The organism is Bremerella sp. P1, assembly GCF_028748185.1.
In the GTDB taxonomy this organism is placed as follows: Bacteria; Planctomycetota; Planctomycetia; order Pirellulales; family Pirellulaceae; genus Bremerella.
This window is the reverse complement of sequence record NZ_CP118164.1, coordinates 3,423,199-3,439,960: the sequence shown is the minus strand read 5'-3', so window position 1 is coordinate 3,439,960 and position 16,762 is coordinate 3,423,199. Positions and strand designations below refer to the sequence as shown.

General features: G+C 57.1%; 13 protein-coding genes. 4 read left to right on the top strand and 9 right to left on the bottom strand.

Annotated features, from left to right (window positions below; translation table 11 throughout):
* Nucleotides 1-11: 11 nt before the first annotated feature.
* From PSR63_RS14510 to PSR63_RS14495, 4 genes are all read left to right on the top strand, one after another.
* Nucleotides 12-1,196, top strand: a complete 1,185-nt coding sequence (locus PSR63_RS14510) for a phosphoglycerate kinase (RefSeq protein ID WP_274334166.1) — start codon at nt 12-14, stop codon at nt 1,194-1,196.
* A 189-nt stretch (nt 1,197-1,385) separates the two neighbouring features.
* Nucleotides 1,386-1,799: a fluoride efflux transporter FluC gene (locus tag PSR63_RS14505; RefSeq protein WP_274334165.1), complete on the top strand. Its 414-nt coding sequence runs from the start codon at nt 1,386-1,388 to the stop codon at nt 1,797-1,799.
* Nucleotides 1,800-2,061: 262 nt separating this feature from the next.
* A complete protein-coding gene (locus tag PSR63_RS14500; protein ID WP_274334164.1) occupies nt 2,062-4,128 on the top strand; it encodes a DUF1559 family PulG-like putative transporter in 2,067 nt (688 codons plus the stop codon).
* A gap of 143 nt (nt 4,129-4,271) precedes the next feature.
* Nucleotides 4,272-5,897 (top strand): phytoene desaturase family protein, encoded by a 1,626-nt coding sequence (locus tag PSR63_RS14495; RefSeq protein ID WP_274334163.1) that lies wholly within the window; start codon nt 4,272-4,274, stop codon nt 5,895-5,897.
* Here the strand turns inward: PSR63_RS14495 and PSR63_RS14490 are convergent.
* From PSR63_RS14490 to PSR63_RS14450, 9 genes are all read right to left on the bottom strand, one after another.
* Nucleotides 5,894-6,547, bottom strand: coding sequence for a hypothetical protein (locus PSR63_RS14490; RefSeq protein ID WP_274334162.1), 654 nt, complete (start codon nt 6,545-6,547; stop codon nt 5,894-5,896). The genes PSR63_RS14495 and PSR63_RS14490 overlap by 4 nt on opposite strands.
* Before the next feature lie 58 nt (nt 6,548-6,605).
* Nucleotides 6,606-7,340, bottom strand: coding sequence for a class I SAM-dependent methyltransferase (locus tag PSR63_RS14485; protein WP_274334161.1), 735 nt, complete (start codon nt 7,338-7,340; stop codon nt 6,606-6,608).
* Nucleotides 7,341-7,367: 27 nt separating this feature from the next.
* Entirely contained in the window at nt 7,368-8,567 is a 1,200-nt protein-coding gene (locus tag PSR63_RS14480) for a DUF3419 family protein (protein ID WP_274334160.1), read from the bottom strand.
* A 255-nt stretch (nt 8,568-8,822) separates the two neighbouring features.
* Nucleotides 8,823-9,725: an HvfC/BufC N-terminal domain-containing protein gene (locus PSR63_RS14475; RefSeq protein ID WP_274334159.1), complete on the bottom strand. Its 903-nt coding sequence runs from the start codon at nt 9,723-9,725 to the stop codon at nt 8,823-8,825.
* Nucleotides 9,726-9,729: 4 nt separating this feature from the next.
* Nucleotides 9,730-10,641 (bottom strand): MNIO family bufferin maturase, encoded by a 912-nt coding sequence (gene bufB / locus PSR63_RS14470; RefSeq protein WP_274334158.1) that lies wholly within the window; start codon nt 10,639-10,641, stop codon nt 9,730-9,732.
* Between the two features lie 33 nt (nt 10,642-10,674).
* Complete coding sequence (locus tag PSR63_RS14465; RefSeq protein ID WP_274334157.1) at nt 10,675-11,127, bottom strand: twin-arginine translocation signal domain-containing protein; 453 nt, start codon at nt 11,125-11,127, stop codon at nt 10,675-10,677.
* A 99-nt stretch (nt 11,128-11,226) separates the two neighbouring features.
* Complete coding sequence (locus PSR63_RS14460; RefSeq protein WP_274334156.1) at nt 11,227-12,474, bottom strand: aminotransferase class V-fold PLP-dependent enzyme; 1,248 nt, start codon at nt 12,472-12,474, stop codon at nt 11,227-11,229.
* 114 nt (nt 12,475-12,588) lie between these two features.
* Complete coding sequence (locus PSR63_RS14455) at nt 12,589-13,557, bottom strand: hypothetical protein (protein WP_274334155.1); 969 nt, start codon at nt 13,555-13,557, stop codon at nt 12,589-12,591.
* A 59-nt stretch (nt 13,558-13,616) separates the two neighbouring features.
* The gene (locus tag PSR63_RS14450; RefSeq protein WP_274334154.1) at nt 13,617-16,676 is read right to left on the bottom strand and encodes a YCF48-related protein; all 3,060 of its coding nucleotides are present in this window, start codon (nt 16,674-16,676) and stop codon (nt 13,617-13,619) included.
* Nucleotides 16,677-16,762 lie beyond the last annotated feature (86 nt).

Below are 16,762 nucleotides of genomic sequence, written 5' to 3'. Positions count from 1 at the left end.
TTGAATCGCAAATGGCAAAGCTATCGATCGCCGACGTAGACGTTAGTGGCAAGAAAGTCTTGATGCGGGTCGACTTTAATGTCCCGCTCGACGGTGGCAAGATCACGGACGATCGTCGCATCGAAATGGCCCTTCCTTCGATCAAATCGGTCGTCGATCGTGGCGGCCAGCTGATCCTGATGAGCCACCTTGGCCGTCCCACACCTGGCGAAGACAACTCGGCCTACAGCCTGAAGCCAGCTGCGGTTCGTTTGGGTGAACTGCTGAGCAAAGACGTTGCATTCGCTTCCGACACGGTCGGTGAAGATGCCGCTGCCAAGGTCGCCGCACTGACCGATGGCGGTGTCGTGGTGCTGGAAAACCTTCGCTTTGAAAAGGGCGAAAAGAAGGGTGACGCCGAGTTCGCTGGCAAGCTGGCCGCATTCGCCGACATCTACTGCAACGACGCATTTGGTACCTGTCACCGTACCGACGCTTCAATGCTCGCCGTTCCCGAAGCCATGGGCGACAAGCCAAAGGTTGTCGGTTTCCTGGTCGAAAAGGAAATCACCTACCTTTCCGATGCCATCGGCAACCCCAAGCGTCCTTTCGTCGCCATCCTGGGTGGTGCCAAAGTTTCCGACAAGATCATGGTCATCAAGAACCTGCTGGGCATCTGCGACAAGGTGCTGATCGGCGGGGCCATGGCCTACACGTTCTCGCTCGCTGAAGGCGGCAAGGTCGGCAAGAGCCTGGTCGAAAAGGATAAGGTTGAGTTGGCCAAGGAACTGATCGCCGCTGGTGGCGATAAGTTGGTTCTGCCCGTCGACACGCACTGCGGCGACGACTTCAGTGGTGACTGCAATAAGATGGTCGTTAAGTCGGGCGAAATTCCGGACGACTACGAAGGTCTCGATGTCGGTCCAGAAACCGCCAAGCTATACGCTGAACTGGTGAAGGATGCTCAAACAGTTGTTTGGAACGGCCCGATGGGCGTGTTCGAGATGCCTCCATTCGATGCCGGTACCAAGGCCGTTGCCGATGCAATTGCCGAATCGGACGCCATCAGCATCATCGGTGGTGGTGATAGTGCCGCAGCGATTGGCCAGTTTGGTCTGGACGACAAGGTGACCCACGTTTCGACCGGTGGCGGTGCCAGCCTGTCGATGCTGGAAGGTCAAGCTTTCAAGGCCGTCGACGCCCTCGACGACAAATAACGTCGAACAAATTGCATCGATCGAATATCTTAAAGCGGTCCTGGCTTCCAGGGCCGCTTTTTTCATCGCTAGGAGTTCTTCATGAATGCCTTCACTCCGAGGCCACCCTTGATGCTGATCACTCTGGCCCGCAGCCAGGCTGTCGCCTAAGCTGAAGTCCAATCGCCGAAAGCTGTTGGGAAGAAACTCATGACCAAAGTAATCCTCATTCTGACTATCGCCGGGTTCGGAGCACTGGGTGCACTGGGCCGCGTCTACGTAGGCTCGTTCATCCAAGGGTTTTCTCCTGAGTTCGATGCGGTGAGATTTCCGATCGGCACGCTCACGGTGAACGTGCTCGGGTGCCTGGTGTTTGGCTTTCTGGGGTACCTGGGGCATCACCACGAAGTGCTCCCGGCGTTTTGGCGCACGGTACTTCTCTCGGGCTTCCTGGGTTCTTTCACTACGTTCTCGACGTTTGGCTTTGAGACCGTACTGCTTTACCAAGATGCACCGTACGGCAAGATTTACCTGGCAGCCGCCAATGTTCTTCTAAACGTCACCTTAGGGGTTGGTGCCATCTTGCTGGGGCTTCAACTGGGACGATTTTGGACCGGAAACTAAGGGTCAGCGCGACCATTTGCGAGGGGTTTGTTGCGACCAGATTAAGAATGCGCTAATTGCATTTGAGCCACAATTGGCAACACGGGAAGTCGTCTACAATGCACGCCTGATGCATTTGTCCCGTCCGACAGTATATGCCGGACGGTTCTAGAAACCCGTTGATGGGTAGACGGACCCATCAACCTGACTCCCACGGTTCGCGATGACTTTTGGCTCTATGATTTGGGCAAATTCGAGGCGTCTGGTCTCGTTCGTTTTCGTAGTGTTTCTGTGCTTTACCGTATCCGGCTGCGGCGGTTGCGGGGGTGATTCGCCATCGAGCAAGCTCGCCAGATTCAATCTGTCTCGGGGAGGTGACGACGAAGAAGAGAAGAAACCGGCAACTCCGGCGAAGAAGCCAGCTCCTGCCGAGAAAAAGCCGACGGCCAAGCCAACTGCGACCGAGAAACCTGCTGAGACTAAACCGGCATCGGCAAAACCGGCTCCGGAAAGCAAACCAGTCGAAAAGCCTGCCACAAAGCCAACCCCAAAGCCATCGGCTGAGCCCGCTGCTCCGATGACGCCAGAGGCTACTCCTGCCGTGGCTACAATCACTCCTACGGAGTCTACCGGAGATCAAATCGCTGGTGCGCGCGATCGCTTCGCGATCCTGGAAGGCTTTAAGCTTCAACCGGTTCATGGTGATCGTGCACAGACGAAAGCTCGTTCGCGGGCCGTGCTACACCTGCTCGGCCAGGCTTTGGCCCAGAAGATTGCCGACGACCAAACGATTCCCGCTGCGTCCCCAGCCGACGCGAAAGGACGTCAACTCTTAAGTTGGCGAGTGCACTTGCTTCCCTATCTCGGATACACCGACCTCTACAATAAGTTCAACCTTGAAGAGCCATGGGACAGTCCGCACAACATTAAGCTCGCGGCAGAAAAGCCATACGCATTTATGACGCCTGACACGCCGGACGACCGTACGAATTTTGTATTTGTGACCGGACCTACGTGTGCCGCAAATGGGCGTCGAGCGACTCCGGTTAGTTCGCTCATTCCGCGCGGTCTCCACAATTCGGTTGTTCTGGTAGAAGTCGCCGATCCGGCCAGTCGCGTCGTTTGGACCAAACCCGAAGATTTGCCGTTTGATCCTGCGGACCCTGCCAAGGGAATTACCGGCTGGCCCGATAGTCGATTCTTCGCGGTCACGGGGGATGGCGTCGTTCATGAGTTTCCCGTGATCAGTGAAGACCACCTCAATCGCCTTTTTGTGGTCAGCAACCCGATCAGCTTGAGTGAAGTCGCTTCGATTGCCCCCCAACCTCAGAACCAAGACGCTCTCGCAAATGGTTCTCAGCCGTCCACTTCGATGACGTCCGCCGAGCCCCTTGCGGATCCCCTGTCACGAAACGATTTAGACCCGTCGAAGCTGCCGCTTCCATCACGAGCGGAAATTGACAACGCGACGGTCGAACTGCGACGCCTGTTCCAAAACGAAGCACGCAATGCCGATCAAGACAAGAAGAAAGAAGAGATCGCCGAAAAGCTTCTGCAACACGCAGAGTACCTGCAGGACGATCCCGCCAAGCAGTGCGCGGCACTGCAGATTTCCTATCGCTTTGCCATCCTGGCCAAGAACCCAGTTTTGCTGAAAGACGCGTTTGACAAGCTGCAAGAGCGGTTCCAAGTCGACAGCTTCAGCTCGGACTTGTACACCGTACGCTTCGGAGCCGAACATCTAGTAAAGATTCCAGCCCACGAGCTTCCCGAGTTCCGCGAACTTGCCAAATCGATCCTGGAACGTGCGCGAGACGAAGACAACTACGAAGCGATGGAAGAACTGATACAGATAGGTACCCGTTACGCGGCCAGTCAGAACGACCAGAAACGCATCGCTGAGTTGGAAGCCTTTAATGCGGGACTCAAAGCGGCACGCAAAGATTACGATGCCATTCAAGCACGCTTCCTGTCGCTTCATGTTCCTTCGCTTGACGAAGAAGGAAACCTGATGGTCGGCAAGTATTGGTGCGTTCATCGCAACAACTGGGAAAAGGGCTTCGAGTTTCTGCTGCACAGCAATGACGATCGCTTTGAGTACCTCGCAGAGCTTGAACGCACATCGACGATCGATCCTCGCATTCAATTCCGGATCGCCGAAGGCTGGTGGGACATCGGTATCTCCAGCCCCCCAGGTGCGGAGCGTAATAAGTTCCTGGGACGTGCGGCCCAGTGGTACAAGAAGGCAGACGACAACATGAAAGACTCGATCGAAAAGGTCACGTCTCAGCAGCGTCTGCAAGAGTTCACACGGCTGACCGGTGTTAAGGACATTCCATCCCTGAAATAGGGTTGGGATCACTCTCTCGCTTATCGCGGTTGTACCGATCGATTCGATTCCCAGCGCCAAGGTAAACTTTCCTGCCTGCTTCTGGCGAAGTCTAGATTGATATCCCTCAGTCGCAGACTTCCCTCAGCAAGGATTGGTTTCGTATGGCATCTGGTGGCGGGCACTATGATTGCGTCGTAATCGGCGCTGGACACAACGGCTTAATTACCGCTGCGTATCTGGCCAAATCCGGTAAGAGAGTCGCCGTACTCGAACGTCGGCACGTGCTCGGGGGCTGCTCGACTAGTGAAGAACTTTGGCCCGGCTTCAAGGTCTCGACCGCCTCGTACGTCGTCAGCCTGCTGCTGCCGGAGATCATTCGTGACCTGAAGCTGAAACAAAACGGCCTGAAGATCCTGCCGCGTGACCCGGCTTCGTTCACCCCTACCGACGACGGTCGCTATTTGCTGCTGGGGCACGACGTCGCCAGTAACACGAAGGAAATCGCCAAGTTCAGCCAGCAAGACGCCCAGCAGTATCCGAAGTACAACGAGCTGCTGGAACGTATTGCCGCGGTCGTCGAACCGATCCTGATGAAGACGGCACCTGATCCGCTACCGATGCCCAAAGATTGGCGCAGCATTCCGCTTACCAAGCGACTTCGCGATACATCGCGACTGTGGAGCTTCTATCAAACGTTCGGCAAACTCGGCGGAGAAATCCCGGAAGCAATCGAGCTTCTCTCAGGCGCTGCCCGACCGATTCTGGAACGGTGGTTTGAAAGCGAACCGCTTCGAGCAACCCTGGCAACCGACGCCATCATCGGCGCGTTCGCATCGATCTCGGCACCCGGGACCGCTTACGTGCTGCTGCATCACGTGATGGGAGAAGCTGGCGGCAAACGGGGCGTGTGGGGGTTCGTCGAAGGAGGCATGGGCGGCATCGCCGCGTCGTTGGCCAAGACGTGCGAAGAGATGGGCGTGACGATCGTCCGCGAGGCACCGGTCGCGAAGATCCACACCAGCGACAGCAAGATCCAAGGGGTTGAGCTCGAAGATGGCACGACCTACGAATCCAAGGTGGTGGCTTCGAGCGTGGACGCGAACCTGACGTTCCGCAAGTTCCTTTCGCCGGATCAACTGCCGGCCGACTTCCTGCGGGCCATCTCGAATATCGACTATGCTTCCGCCTCCGCCAAGATCAACCTGGCACTAGCCGAGCCGCCGCAGTTTACGGCTTATCCAGAATCGGGTCTCAGTCCCATTCATCGCGGGACGATGCACATCTCGCCGACGATGGACTACATCGAACGCGCCTACGACGACGCCAAGTATGGTCGTGCGAGTGAAGAACCGATTCTGGAAATGACGATGCCCACATCGGTCGATAAAACCATTGCCCCGGAAGGGAAGCACATTCTGTCGATCTTCGTCCAGTACGCTCCTTATAACCTGCGCGACGCCAACTGGGACGACATCAAAGAATCGTTTGCCGATCGCTGCATCGCCAAAATTGGACAGTACGCCCCAAACGTGCCCGGCGCGGTCATGCATCGCCAAGTCCTTTCGCCACTGGATCTCGAACGCGTCTACGGGCTGACCGGCGGGAACATCATGCAAGGGGCAATGAACTTCAACCAGCTCTTCGCTATGCGGCCGATTCCAGGCTGGGCCGATCATCGCACGCCGGTGAAGGGGCTTTACCTTTGCGGAGCTGCCAGCCATCCCGGTGGTGGCGTGATGGGAGCATGCGGCAAGAACGCCGCCGTTGAGATCCTGCGTGACTACTAACGAACCAGCTCGAGCGTCGTCCAGATGCTGGGATCTTCGTCGATGGGAAACTGCGTGTTGACGCTCTGCGTCTGCCATCCCAGTTCGCGATCCATAACGGCGTAAAAGAAACCGAGCTTGTCGTATTCGCTCGGATCATACCCGGTCAGGCTAGTCGCCGGCACGCAGCACTCCAGCAGGTAGCCATCTTTGGTCAACGTTCCGCGGACCCGCAAATCACCAGGGCGGACCGGATTCGCATTCTCTCGTGCCCGATTGATTAGCAGCTGATCGCCAACCGGGTCGCGGTAGCTTGGGCCGGCACCGATGGGCAGGAAGGCAAACCGATGGCAGAACCGCGTCGCGCGGTGCACGTTGTGCGTTGCCCGAGTATCAATCCAGAGTTGAAAGCCATCACTCTCGTCAACGCGACTCTCGCGGCACCATACCGGCTGACGTTTCCCAGAGACCAGCACTGAGAAAGAAACGCCTCGCTCGTTCCACCCACCACGGACATCGGCAAACTGCTTCCGGCTGTCGAGTTCTCCGAACCCGCGCAGCTTGTAGTCGTCGGAGTAGGCCAGCGGCTTTTGCTGCCAGATCTTCTCGCGATAGTTCAGCGGGACCGAATACTGAAACAGGAAGGATGGTGAGAGAACCGATTTCGCCACGGGCTTACCTATTTCGCTAGTGGAAGTTCCATTGGGCTAACAAAGGCCACATGCGGACCTACGACTCGCGTTTCGTACCAGTGAAGATGTAGTACGGCGTCTTGAACCACAACAAGTAAGGAACCTTGGCGCGATTCTCTTCTAGTTTGGTGGTTTCAAAGTGTCGCTGCAAATAGGGGACGTGATCCCGCGAAGGAAAGACGTTATCTGACGCGAACCAGACCGGCCAGAAACTTCGCGTGAACCACGAATGTCGCTTGAGAGCCTCATCCGGGAACTTGCGCGAAACGTAGAAATCGACTACACCGATCGTTCCGCCTGGCTTCAAGATCCGCAGCGCGTTGTCGATTGCCGCGAACCAATCCGGAATCATCGTCAGCGAGTAGGAAAACGTCACGACGTCGGCGTACCCTTCGTCAGGCGTCCAGGTCGTGGCGTCCGCTTCGACCGTCTTCACATTGTTCCAACCGCGTTCCTGGATGCGGTCATCACAGACTTTCAAGAGAGACGATGCCAGATCGACCACATAGCCCTGCTTCAGCTGGCCAATGCGATCGGAAATGAACTCGAGATTCGAGCCAGTTCCACCTCCCATGTCGACCCACACGGCATCTTGTGGCGGATCGATCGAGCGGTACATCTCTTCCCGCCCTTTGAGCAGGCGTTTGCGAAAGTCGTCGTACGCGCCTGCCTGACCGCTGTAAAAGCTGTCCAGTCGCTCGGCGTGGTTGTCACCCTTCACCGGCTTCACGGCAAGGTGATACAAGACTTTCAGGTCCGAAGCCAGACTCATCCGATGCTCCTCAAAGATTGGCGTGACTTAGGCAGCGATGTCCGCGATTCGGAACGCCCCGTAGGTATGCACGCGATCCTTGACGTGAAGCTCGTCGGCCAGTGGCTGGTTGTAGGTCAACAGTTCGCCAACCTGCTTCTTTTGACCGTTATGAGTGATCTCGACTTCGTCGATGAAGTCCGTGTTCAAGCCGCCGGTGCGCCAGATGATGCGGGCATCTTCTTCCCCTTCCATCCGGTTGGCGATGGCCTGCCATTCGTTTTCCAAGGCAAAGTAGAGCTTGTCGGTCAGCCAGTCTTGATGATCCAACAGCACCAGGCGATGAATTGGATGCCCGTCGTGCTTCTCGAGGAAGTGCTGTACCGAGTCGGTATGCGTGCTGACCTTATGTACCAATCCGTCCTTCAACTTCTGGAAGTTTTCAGGCTTGAGGTACTCGGGGCAACACTGTTCGGTGTACTGGCCGGTGACGTAGACGCGCCAGAAGTAGTTGTCCTGGATTGGCAACTCGGCGAAGACGGCTCGCATGTTGTCCTGCACGAAGTCGACGATGCCGTTGGAGTATTGCTTCTCCAAGTGCTCGCGCTGGGCTCGTGGCACACCGACCAGGCTCCAGGTCGTGTCGCGGCTCATGGCAAACTTGAGCGGCCCGGTCCACAACTTTCGGTCGATGACCTCAAAGATCTCTTTCTGCTCGTCCAGGTTCTTCGCATCGAGCAAGTCGAGAACCAGCGGTCGCATCCGCAAGACGTTCTCGACGTACATGTTCACCACCTTGGCGAACGCACCGGACGTACCGCGAAAATAGAAGCTGCGTTTCTTGCGAGGGCGGAAGTACTTGATCTTCCGATCCCAATAGCTGCGAGACCATTCCGGCAGCGAGCCACGCAGCTGCGACTTGTACGTATCCTTGAAGTCGAGCAGCTGCCCTTTGCCGAACATGGAGAAGAAGTCTTCATACTCCAGGTTCTGGATGGCCGCCTTCTTGAGATCCAACAGGGCGTTTTGCCGTGGATTCATGTCGACGGCATAAACGTGGTTTGCGCCGGCCAGAACGTAGTCTAGCGCGTTGCAACCTGCCGACGTGATGACCATCACATTGTGGTGAGGTTGAATCTCCAGGGCGACCCGGTCCAAACGGGGGTCTTCCCAGCACGTGTTGTACACTAAGTTGTTACGGTGAACGAAGTTAAAAACACGACCTCGAACCCAGCTAACCAATGCCATTGCGGCCCTCAAAGAACTAGATCAGGCAAGGATGGGGGAAACCGGATGGGTAACCCTGCCAATTCACGGAGCTCTAGAATCAGAACCCCAAAGTAACTCATTGATTGTAGGGGCTCTTGGGCCGATCACAAGCCACAGTGCACCCCATTCCCCCTCCATTTCCTCGCTTCTTACATAAGATTTACCCATTCTCGGGATCCGGGAGGGGAACGTTTATGCGTTGGTGAAGATCACTGGCAAAGGGCAATGAATCGCCTATCCATCTCTTCGCTCCGAAGGGACTTCAATTGCCAGAAAGAACTGCTCGCTGGTGAATTTCTGGAAAGCAGCCGCTAGCAATTCCGTAATATCTTCTGACGGAACGACTTCGACGACCGCTCCTGCGATCGCCTGGGAAACACTCTGCCCCTCGGCAAGCCGCACCAGCAGATGATACTGCCAGCGCGAAAGTGGCACCCTCCGTACGACGTAGTCCCTCCGCGTTAAAGCCAACCAACTGGGTGAAGCTTCTGGCATATCAGCTTGGGGATCTTGCTTGATCGCGGTGATGAAGTCACTCACCGGGAAAGCAAACGAGTGCAGCCGCAGACAGGGCACCATCTGGAACGTAGCCTCGGCAAACTGATCGGGCGAGATGCCTTCCAACTCCGACGGCGAGAGCACGTCCGTCTGCTCGACACCAGGCCCGTCGAAGATCGCATCAATGGTGCGTTCCGCAACGGCCAACTCGACCAGGAAGTCCTCGAATCCCAGCTGATCGGTTCCGCGGGTCGGGCTCGTCTCTTCCAGGAAATCGGGAAACTGATCTCCCAGCCGATTCAGCGTGTAAGATCGTGACGGATGCTGTTGCAAGTAGGCAATCGCGAACTGATCGAATAGTTCATCCCCAACCGTCTTGGCAAACAGGGGATAGATCGACTTCAAACATTCGACCAACCTGGCATAGTAAGCGTGGGCGTACACTTCCAGTCGCTCGGTGCTGGTGCGTCGCTGACTGGGCGTGACGACCGACTCGATCTGGGACGCGTCTACCGGGATCTGCTGCTGGGCCTCCGGCGAATGGATTCCTTCCACCACGCCGTCCACATGAGTGATCACCGACTGCATCCACTTTTGAAGCACCGGCAAGTCGTGCAAATTCTGTTTACTGTCGGTCATCGATCTAGCTCACTTCGTGCTCGATACGATGCGCCGGGTGCGGAACAGCCGTGTGGCCGTTGCCGACAGGTTCATCGACGGTAATCGTTTCCCCTTGGATAAACCGCTTCGCCTTGAGAACCTCGGCATGCAGCGTCGGAAAGTCGGGAATGTTGGCATCCCATTCCAACAACGTCGATACGCCTCCAGTTCGCTCGTGAGTCAGGCGATACAGCTTCCACACGGGATCGATCACGTGGCCGTCGTGTGTGTCGATGCAGTAGTCACCCATGTTGGTATGCCCCGCCAGGTGAAACTGAACGATGCTCTCCGACGGAAGATTCTCGATGTACTCGACCGGATCAAAGTCGTGATTCACGGCCGAAACATAAACGTTATTCACATCGAGCAGCAGCCCGCAGCCAGTCTCTTCGGTCAAAGCCGTTAAGAATTCCCACTCGCTCATCGTTGACGCGGCGAAGGTGACATAGCTGCTGGGATCTTCCAGGATCAGCGGACGCTCAAGGAACTCTTGCACCTGGCGTACCCGCTGGGCAACGTGCTTGAGCGACTCTTCGTTGTACGGAATTGGTAACAGATCGTGCGTATTCTGCCCGGACACGCCGGTCCAACAGACATGATCCGAGATCCATCGGGCACCAATCGCCTGCGATAGCGACTTCAGTTTGGCAAGATAATCGAAGTCGAGCGGATCGGTGCTGCCGATCGAGAGCGATACGCCGTGCATCACCACCGGATAACGTTCGGCGATTTGATCAAGGACATACCGAGGGCGTCCCTGCGAGTCGATGTAATTCTCCGAGATGATCTCGAACCAGTCGACCTTCGGCCAGTGCTCAAGTATGTAAGAGAAATGAGGGGCGCGCAGTCCGACCCCCAGTCCCAGGTTTTCGTGGCCAAGCCGTGGCTGAGGCATAATCGCTACTCAGAGTCTTGGGCGAGCGGTGTCTTAGGCAGCCGGTTCCGGAGCAGGCTTCAGTTCGAGGCCCTTTTCTTTCATCTGCTCTTCGAACAGCTCGCGGGCCTTGGTCCACATGCCGCCGCTCATCGGGACATGGCAGCCACCTTGCCCTTTGCAATCATTGGCCCCCGGCGTCTTACCGCAGCCGCCTTGGCCTTTGCACTCGTTGTGGCCACCACATACGTGATGTTCGACGGTCGCACACGCTCCGGCACCAGCACATTCGTTGGTGCCCTTGGCGCCTTGGCCTTTGCATTCGTTCAATCCGCGACAAGCATGCTTGGCGACGGTGGAAGTGCCTTCGCCTTCGGGCGAAGCATCGCCGTTACCGGTAGCATCGGGCTTCGCACCACAACCGATCGTGCCGGCCGCCATCATCCCACTCAGGGCAGCAGCGGAAAGCTTGTGAAAGTCGCGTCGGGTGTAATCTTTTTGAGACATTTGCCTGAATTCCTGTCCGAAAAGAAGCGAGATGTTGAACGTGCCTAACGACCAGTCTAGCGAATTTAGGATGCCGCGTCTGGTAATCTTCGATCCGGTTTAACCGAAAAACTCGACCGTCGTCCGTACAGCATCCGCCAGCTTTTCGACCTCTTCCCGCGTGTTGTACAGATAGAAACTGGCTCGCACGCTCGCGCTGATTCCCAGCTTCTTATGCAGCGGCAGGGTGCAATGATGCCCCTCGCGAACGGCAATCCCGCGTCCATCCAGAAACGTCGCGATGTCACTCGCGGCCAGGCCATCGATGACAAAGCTGACAATGCCGGCCTTCTTACTGACATCCGGGCCTAAGATCTTCAGGCCCGGCACATCGGCCAATAGCTCGTGAGCGTATGCGGCCAGCGATTGTTCGTGTTGCAGGATACGAGCCAAACAAACTTGTTCCAGGTATTCGATCGCCGGTTTCATGGCAATCGCATCGGCGATTGGGGGCGTACCGGCTTCAAACTTGGCTGGCAACATCGCAGGCGTGAAGCGATCAATCTCGACCACATCGATCATGCTGCCGCCACCCAAAAACGGTGGCATCTCTTCCAATAGCGACTGTTTGCCGTAAAGTACCCCCACGCCAGATGGCCCTAACATTTTGTGACCGCTGAAAGCCACGAAATCGGCATCCCAGCCAACGACATCGATCGCTTCGTGCGGCACCGACTGGGCCGCGTCGACCAATACCTTGGCCCCCACCGCATGGGCTGCCTCGGTAATCTCGCGCACCGGGTTGATCGTCCCCAGCACATTGGAAACGGCCGCAAAGGCGACAATCTTGGTTCGCTCAGAGAGACGGGCGGGAAGTGCATTGAGATCCAACTGCCCATCCACGGTGACCGGAATCGCACGAATCGTGGCCCCGGTTCGCTCCGCAAGTTGATGCCACGGCACGAGATTGGAGTGATGTTCCATCTCGGTCAGCAGAATCTCGTCGCCAGCGGTGACGTTGGCGTCCCCCCAGCTGCGCGCCACCAGGTTGATGCCCATGGTGGTTCCGCTGGTGAAGATCACCTCATTCTCGGAAGACGCACCGATGAACCGCTGAACGGCACGCCGGGCCTCTTCAAATAGATCGGTCGACTCGCCACTAAGTCGATGGGCACCACGATGCACATTGGCGTAATGCTTTTCGTAGACGTTACTTAGGCAATCGATCACCGACTTCGGGCGCTGGCTACTCGCACCATTGTCGAGGTAAACAAGGGGATTCTGTTCTTCGTCAACCTGGTGGAGAATGGGGAAATCGGCCCGGATGCGTTCGACATCCAATTGCGATTCCACGTCGAAAGTAGCCATAAACTTGTGATTCTGTTGGGGGGAAAACGACGAATTCGCTCGCCGCCTATTTTTCACATACTTTGGTTATTTTATTCCCCTGGCCCCAGATCGACAACGAGCGGTTCGCGACCATTATTTGAGTCGCCAGAATGTTTCCCACGGAATATTCAGTTCCTTACGGCTTGCTTCGGTCTCGTCGGCAAAGCGAGCCGCGTCGACCGGATACCCGGCGGTCTCGGCGATTCCTGGAATCTGTTTCGCCCAGTAGGCATTGATGGCCCGCATCGCGACCTCGCGGTGGAACTTGGCGTAGATCGACGCCAGCGCGGTGGGGAGAAAGCCTTCCCCTTTCGAGCGAAACTCGATCGACACTTCCAACGGGCCGAACTCGCCGAAATAACGGCTGACACTGCGCGACTCCTCTTGAATCTGCCACCACGTTTCGGGGAAGAAGTGCTGCAAGAGCCCGGCGTAGTAGTCTCGCCCGCCATGCTTGTCACACACGATGCGTACGGCCTGGGGAGTCGGGGACTCGATCTCTTCGAGCAGCCGCCGCACCAAACCGAGCGATGCGTGCGAGAGCACGGTGCTCTTGTTACCGATTCTAGCGAGACGCTCGTTGTACGATTTCTCCGTCAGAAAGACGCTTCGCACCTGGCTCAGCGACACGCCACATGCCTGACAGGCACTGGCGAACTGCGTCGTTCGCTCGGCGACCGTGTCGCTCGCGGCGTGCAGCGGGCACACATGCTGCCACCCCAAATACCATGGGGCCAGGTCCTGTGGTGCGGCGTCCCCCAGGTCGGGCTCACAGCATCCATCCCAGATCGGATGGACATGGGCCAGATGATCGCCGGTTGCGAGCACGGCTTCTTCCAGCAGCGAGAGATCGTCTCGCTTACCGTACACGACCTTTGAATCCGCAATCGCCAAATGCTTACGACTTGGCTTACGCGCGATGGCTTCTTTCAACAGGTCGTACAGTTCGATACCGTCGAGATCGTCGTGGCGGTCGTCGAGGTGCCATACGGTTCCACCGATGACCAACGGTCCCAGGTTGGGGCCGTATCCAGCTTCATCGATTCCGATCAGATATGCCACGCTTAATGCCGTTTGCGAGAGAACTCTACTGGTTTCATCTCGCACCGTTCTAAGCAGATTTATTGAAATTGCAAGAGACCGAACTCACTCGGTCCCATTTCATAGAGGGCACTGGAAGGCCACGCCTCGGTTCCTTCGCTGACCATCACGCGTTGGACGGCCATTCCCCAGGTATCGCCCGGCTGAAGCATCTGGCCTGACAGTTCCTTGAAAGGAATGGCCGCTTCGATGGTCCAAGTCGTTGCATCCTGATCCGCGGCGACATACCAGTTGGGGTTCCATGCCAGGTTGCCCACCAGCGAATCGGCGGTCCTACCGCGATAGTCGACCGACAAGCAATACGAGGTCGCGTAGTCGCGATCGAGATCGAGATAGATATGAACGCGATCACTTGTCTGAAGATCGGCATCGCGTTCGCGTGCGCGTTGCCCTGGGGCTTCGTAGCGGAAGTTCTTCGACTTCATGCACCGAATTGCCAGGTAGAGATAGTCCTCGTCAAAGCCCACGATCATTGCGGCTGGGGGCGCGCCCGATTCCGGTGACAAGGTACCTGCCTGGAAGTCGACCGGCTTGCCCGTTTGCCAGATCCGGTCATTCAATCGGCCATCGAGTACTGGCTTCGACTCTTCATAGTTGGCCGCCACGACCGGGGCATCGACGCGGCTGTTGCCTCGCCCGAGGACAAGTTCCCATTGGGCGCGACGGCACCAGGGGTTTTCCTGTCCCAAGTTCAATAAACGTCGGATGTACGATTCGCCTTGACGCGAGTGTCCTTGCTCGGAATGCAAACGCTCCAACAGGAACGCTAAGGATGGGTCAGCCAATACTTGAGGCATCGTCTGGTTCAACTGGGCAATCAACTTGGCAGCACGCTCAGGCGACTTGGTTGGACGCCGGTAGTTGTTGGGATCATCGAACGATACCGTTGCGACCCCACTCTGCTCGTCCGTCTCTTCTTCTGGCGTTTCCGTGGGTGCGGTGGGAGTGGCGAATTCCACCGAGCTGCGATTCAGAAACTGCATCTCGCTACTTGCGTAGTACGCCAATAGCCAAGCGGCGGAACGCTCGGCCAGGACGTGCGATGGATAGGTGCTGACAATCTGGTGATGCATGTCAGCCGCTAGAGACAGGTTACCGCTTTCATTGGCCTTCTCGGCCAGGTGCGAAAGGACTTCGACGCTACGTGCCGGCGGCAAGTCTTCCGATAGCTTGAGCATCTGCCCCAAGAGCAACGCGCCGCGCTGCTCATCTTGGACGGCGTGATTGATCATCTCGAACATGTTGCGGCGTTTCTGTGCTGCTCGCTGTAGCTGAGCCAGATCGACCAGCGACATTTGCTGCGGTGGTCGCCGTGCTCCTTTGCCAGCTGGCACGGAAAGGCCGGTGAAGATATCGCTCAAGCGACCTTCGATCAGCCCCGACGAACGCAAGACTTTCATTTCTAATGTCGAAGGCGTTTCGATCAATTGGCCTGTAGCGATCCCCCGCGAGACGCCAGCGTGCTCGGACAGAGACATCGCCAGCTGCGGAGAGATCTGCGTCGCGTTCAACGTGATCGAGCCGTTCTGGCCTTCCGGTACGACGCTACACACCCTGGCAACTGTCCACGGAGCGAGTCCCAGTTCGGACTGGTGCTGCGGGAAACTATCGGCATCGCCCGCTTTCTCGACGGCGCGAAGCACCAACTGGTTCACCATGTAGGCCAGCGGATCTTTGCCGGTTGGATCGGCGTAGTCGGTCAAAACGACGGTGGGCTTCCATTGTCGAATGCGTTGGACCAGGTAGCTTTCGGCAGCAGCAAGACCCTGACCGTCGTTGGCGGCGTCCCAGGTCTTGGCCATTTGATCACCGGTCAGCTTGAGCTTGGCGTCGTAGGCTGGGAACTGCCAGGCCGTGTGCCCGACATTTGCTCCGCTATGCAGCAGGGCATCGTCCAGTGGTAGCCGAGGCTTACCGGTTTGCGGCATCGGTCGGTTGATCACTTCCATGCCGGTGAGATATCCCTGGGAACCAGCGTGGTAACTCACCAGTTCGTATGGAATGATCGAGGCATCATGAAAGATTCCCAGCAGTGCCAGGCGTTGGCCACCTTGTCGCTGTACCTTCCACGTCTGCCCACTATCTTGCGTATGCAAAATCGTTCCCAGCGAGCCAACAGCCCAGCCAGTCGTTTCACTGCGAAAGAAGATGGCTCGAATAGTCGCTGTGGTGGGTAACTTTTGTGTTTGGAATGATTGCCCGCCGTCGGCCGAGTGCAGCACGAAACTACCAGGGTCGCCGGCAATCCAGACGTGCTTGCCCAGACGTTCGACCGCGTAGAAGTCGACCTGTCGATCGGTTTGCTGGAGTTGTCCCGGCGCGATGACTTCCCAGGAAGTCCCGGCGTTGGTCGAATTGAGGATGAGGCCACCTTCACCGACAGCCGTCGCGTCCTTGGCACCGGCCACGACGATATCCTGCATGTCCCTGAGTGGGTCGACGAGAATCGTCGGCTTGCGAATTCCGCCGCGATCGGCCAGTGAAAGATTACCCTTCACACCGGCCAATAACAGTTCGCCACCGGTTAGTACTGCAAACTTTTGAAAGCGTGTGTTCTGGGTGCCTGGCAAGCTTCGCCAACTGCGACCGCCATCGGTCGTTTCAAACAGTCCGGTTGGAAACATGTGCGAACCATGCCCCACGGCCCAGCCGTGCCGGGTATCTTCAAAGCGTACACCGGTCAGTTTCGGCAGCGACTGCTCCGGCATCGTCTTCCAGGTCATCCCGCCATCGCTGGTCGCCAGAACAACACCACGCGTTTGAGTGCTGTAGGGTTGCTGATGACCACCAACCGCCCAGCCGTGCTGAGCGTCGGTGAAATAGACGCTCGCGAGATGCGCATCGGTGCCCGAGGGAATCTGTCGCCACTCGCGTCCGCCGTCATCGGTTTGCCAGATGGCACCATGATCGCCCACCGCGATGCCATGCCGGTCATCCACGAAGGTCACGTCGTTCAGCTGCGCATCCAAATACCAGGTGCCTGGCACCTCGGCCTGGACCGACGACGCTAGCATCGTCAGAGAGGTCCACAGCAGCGCGCACGTGAGAAATCGACCGGCGTTTGGAATGAGTCCGTTCATTCGTGAAACCACGATGGGTGAGAGAGGGGGAATCGTACGAGAATCGGGACGGAATCTTAGAAGAATTCGCACAACCGTGCCAATCC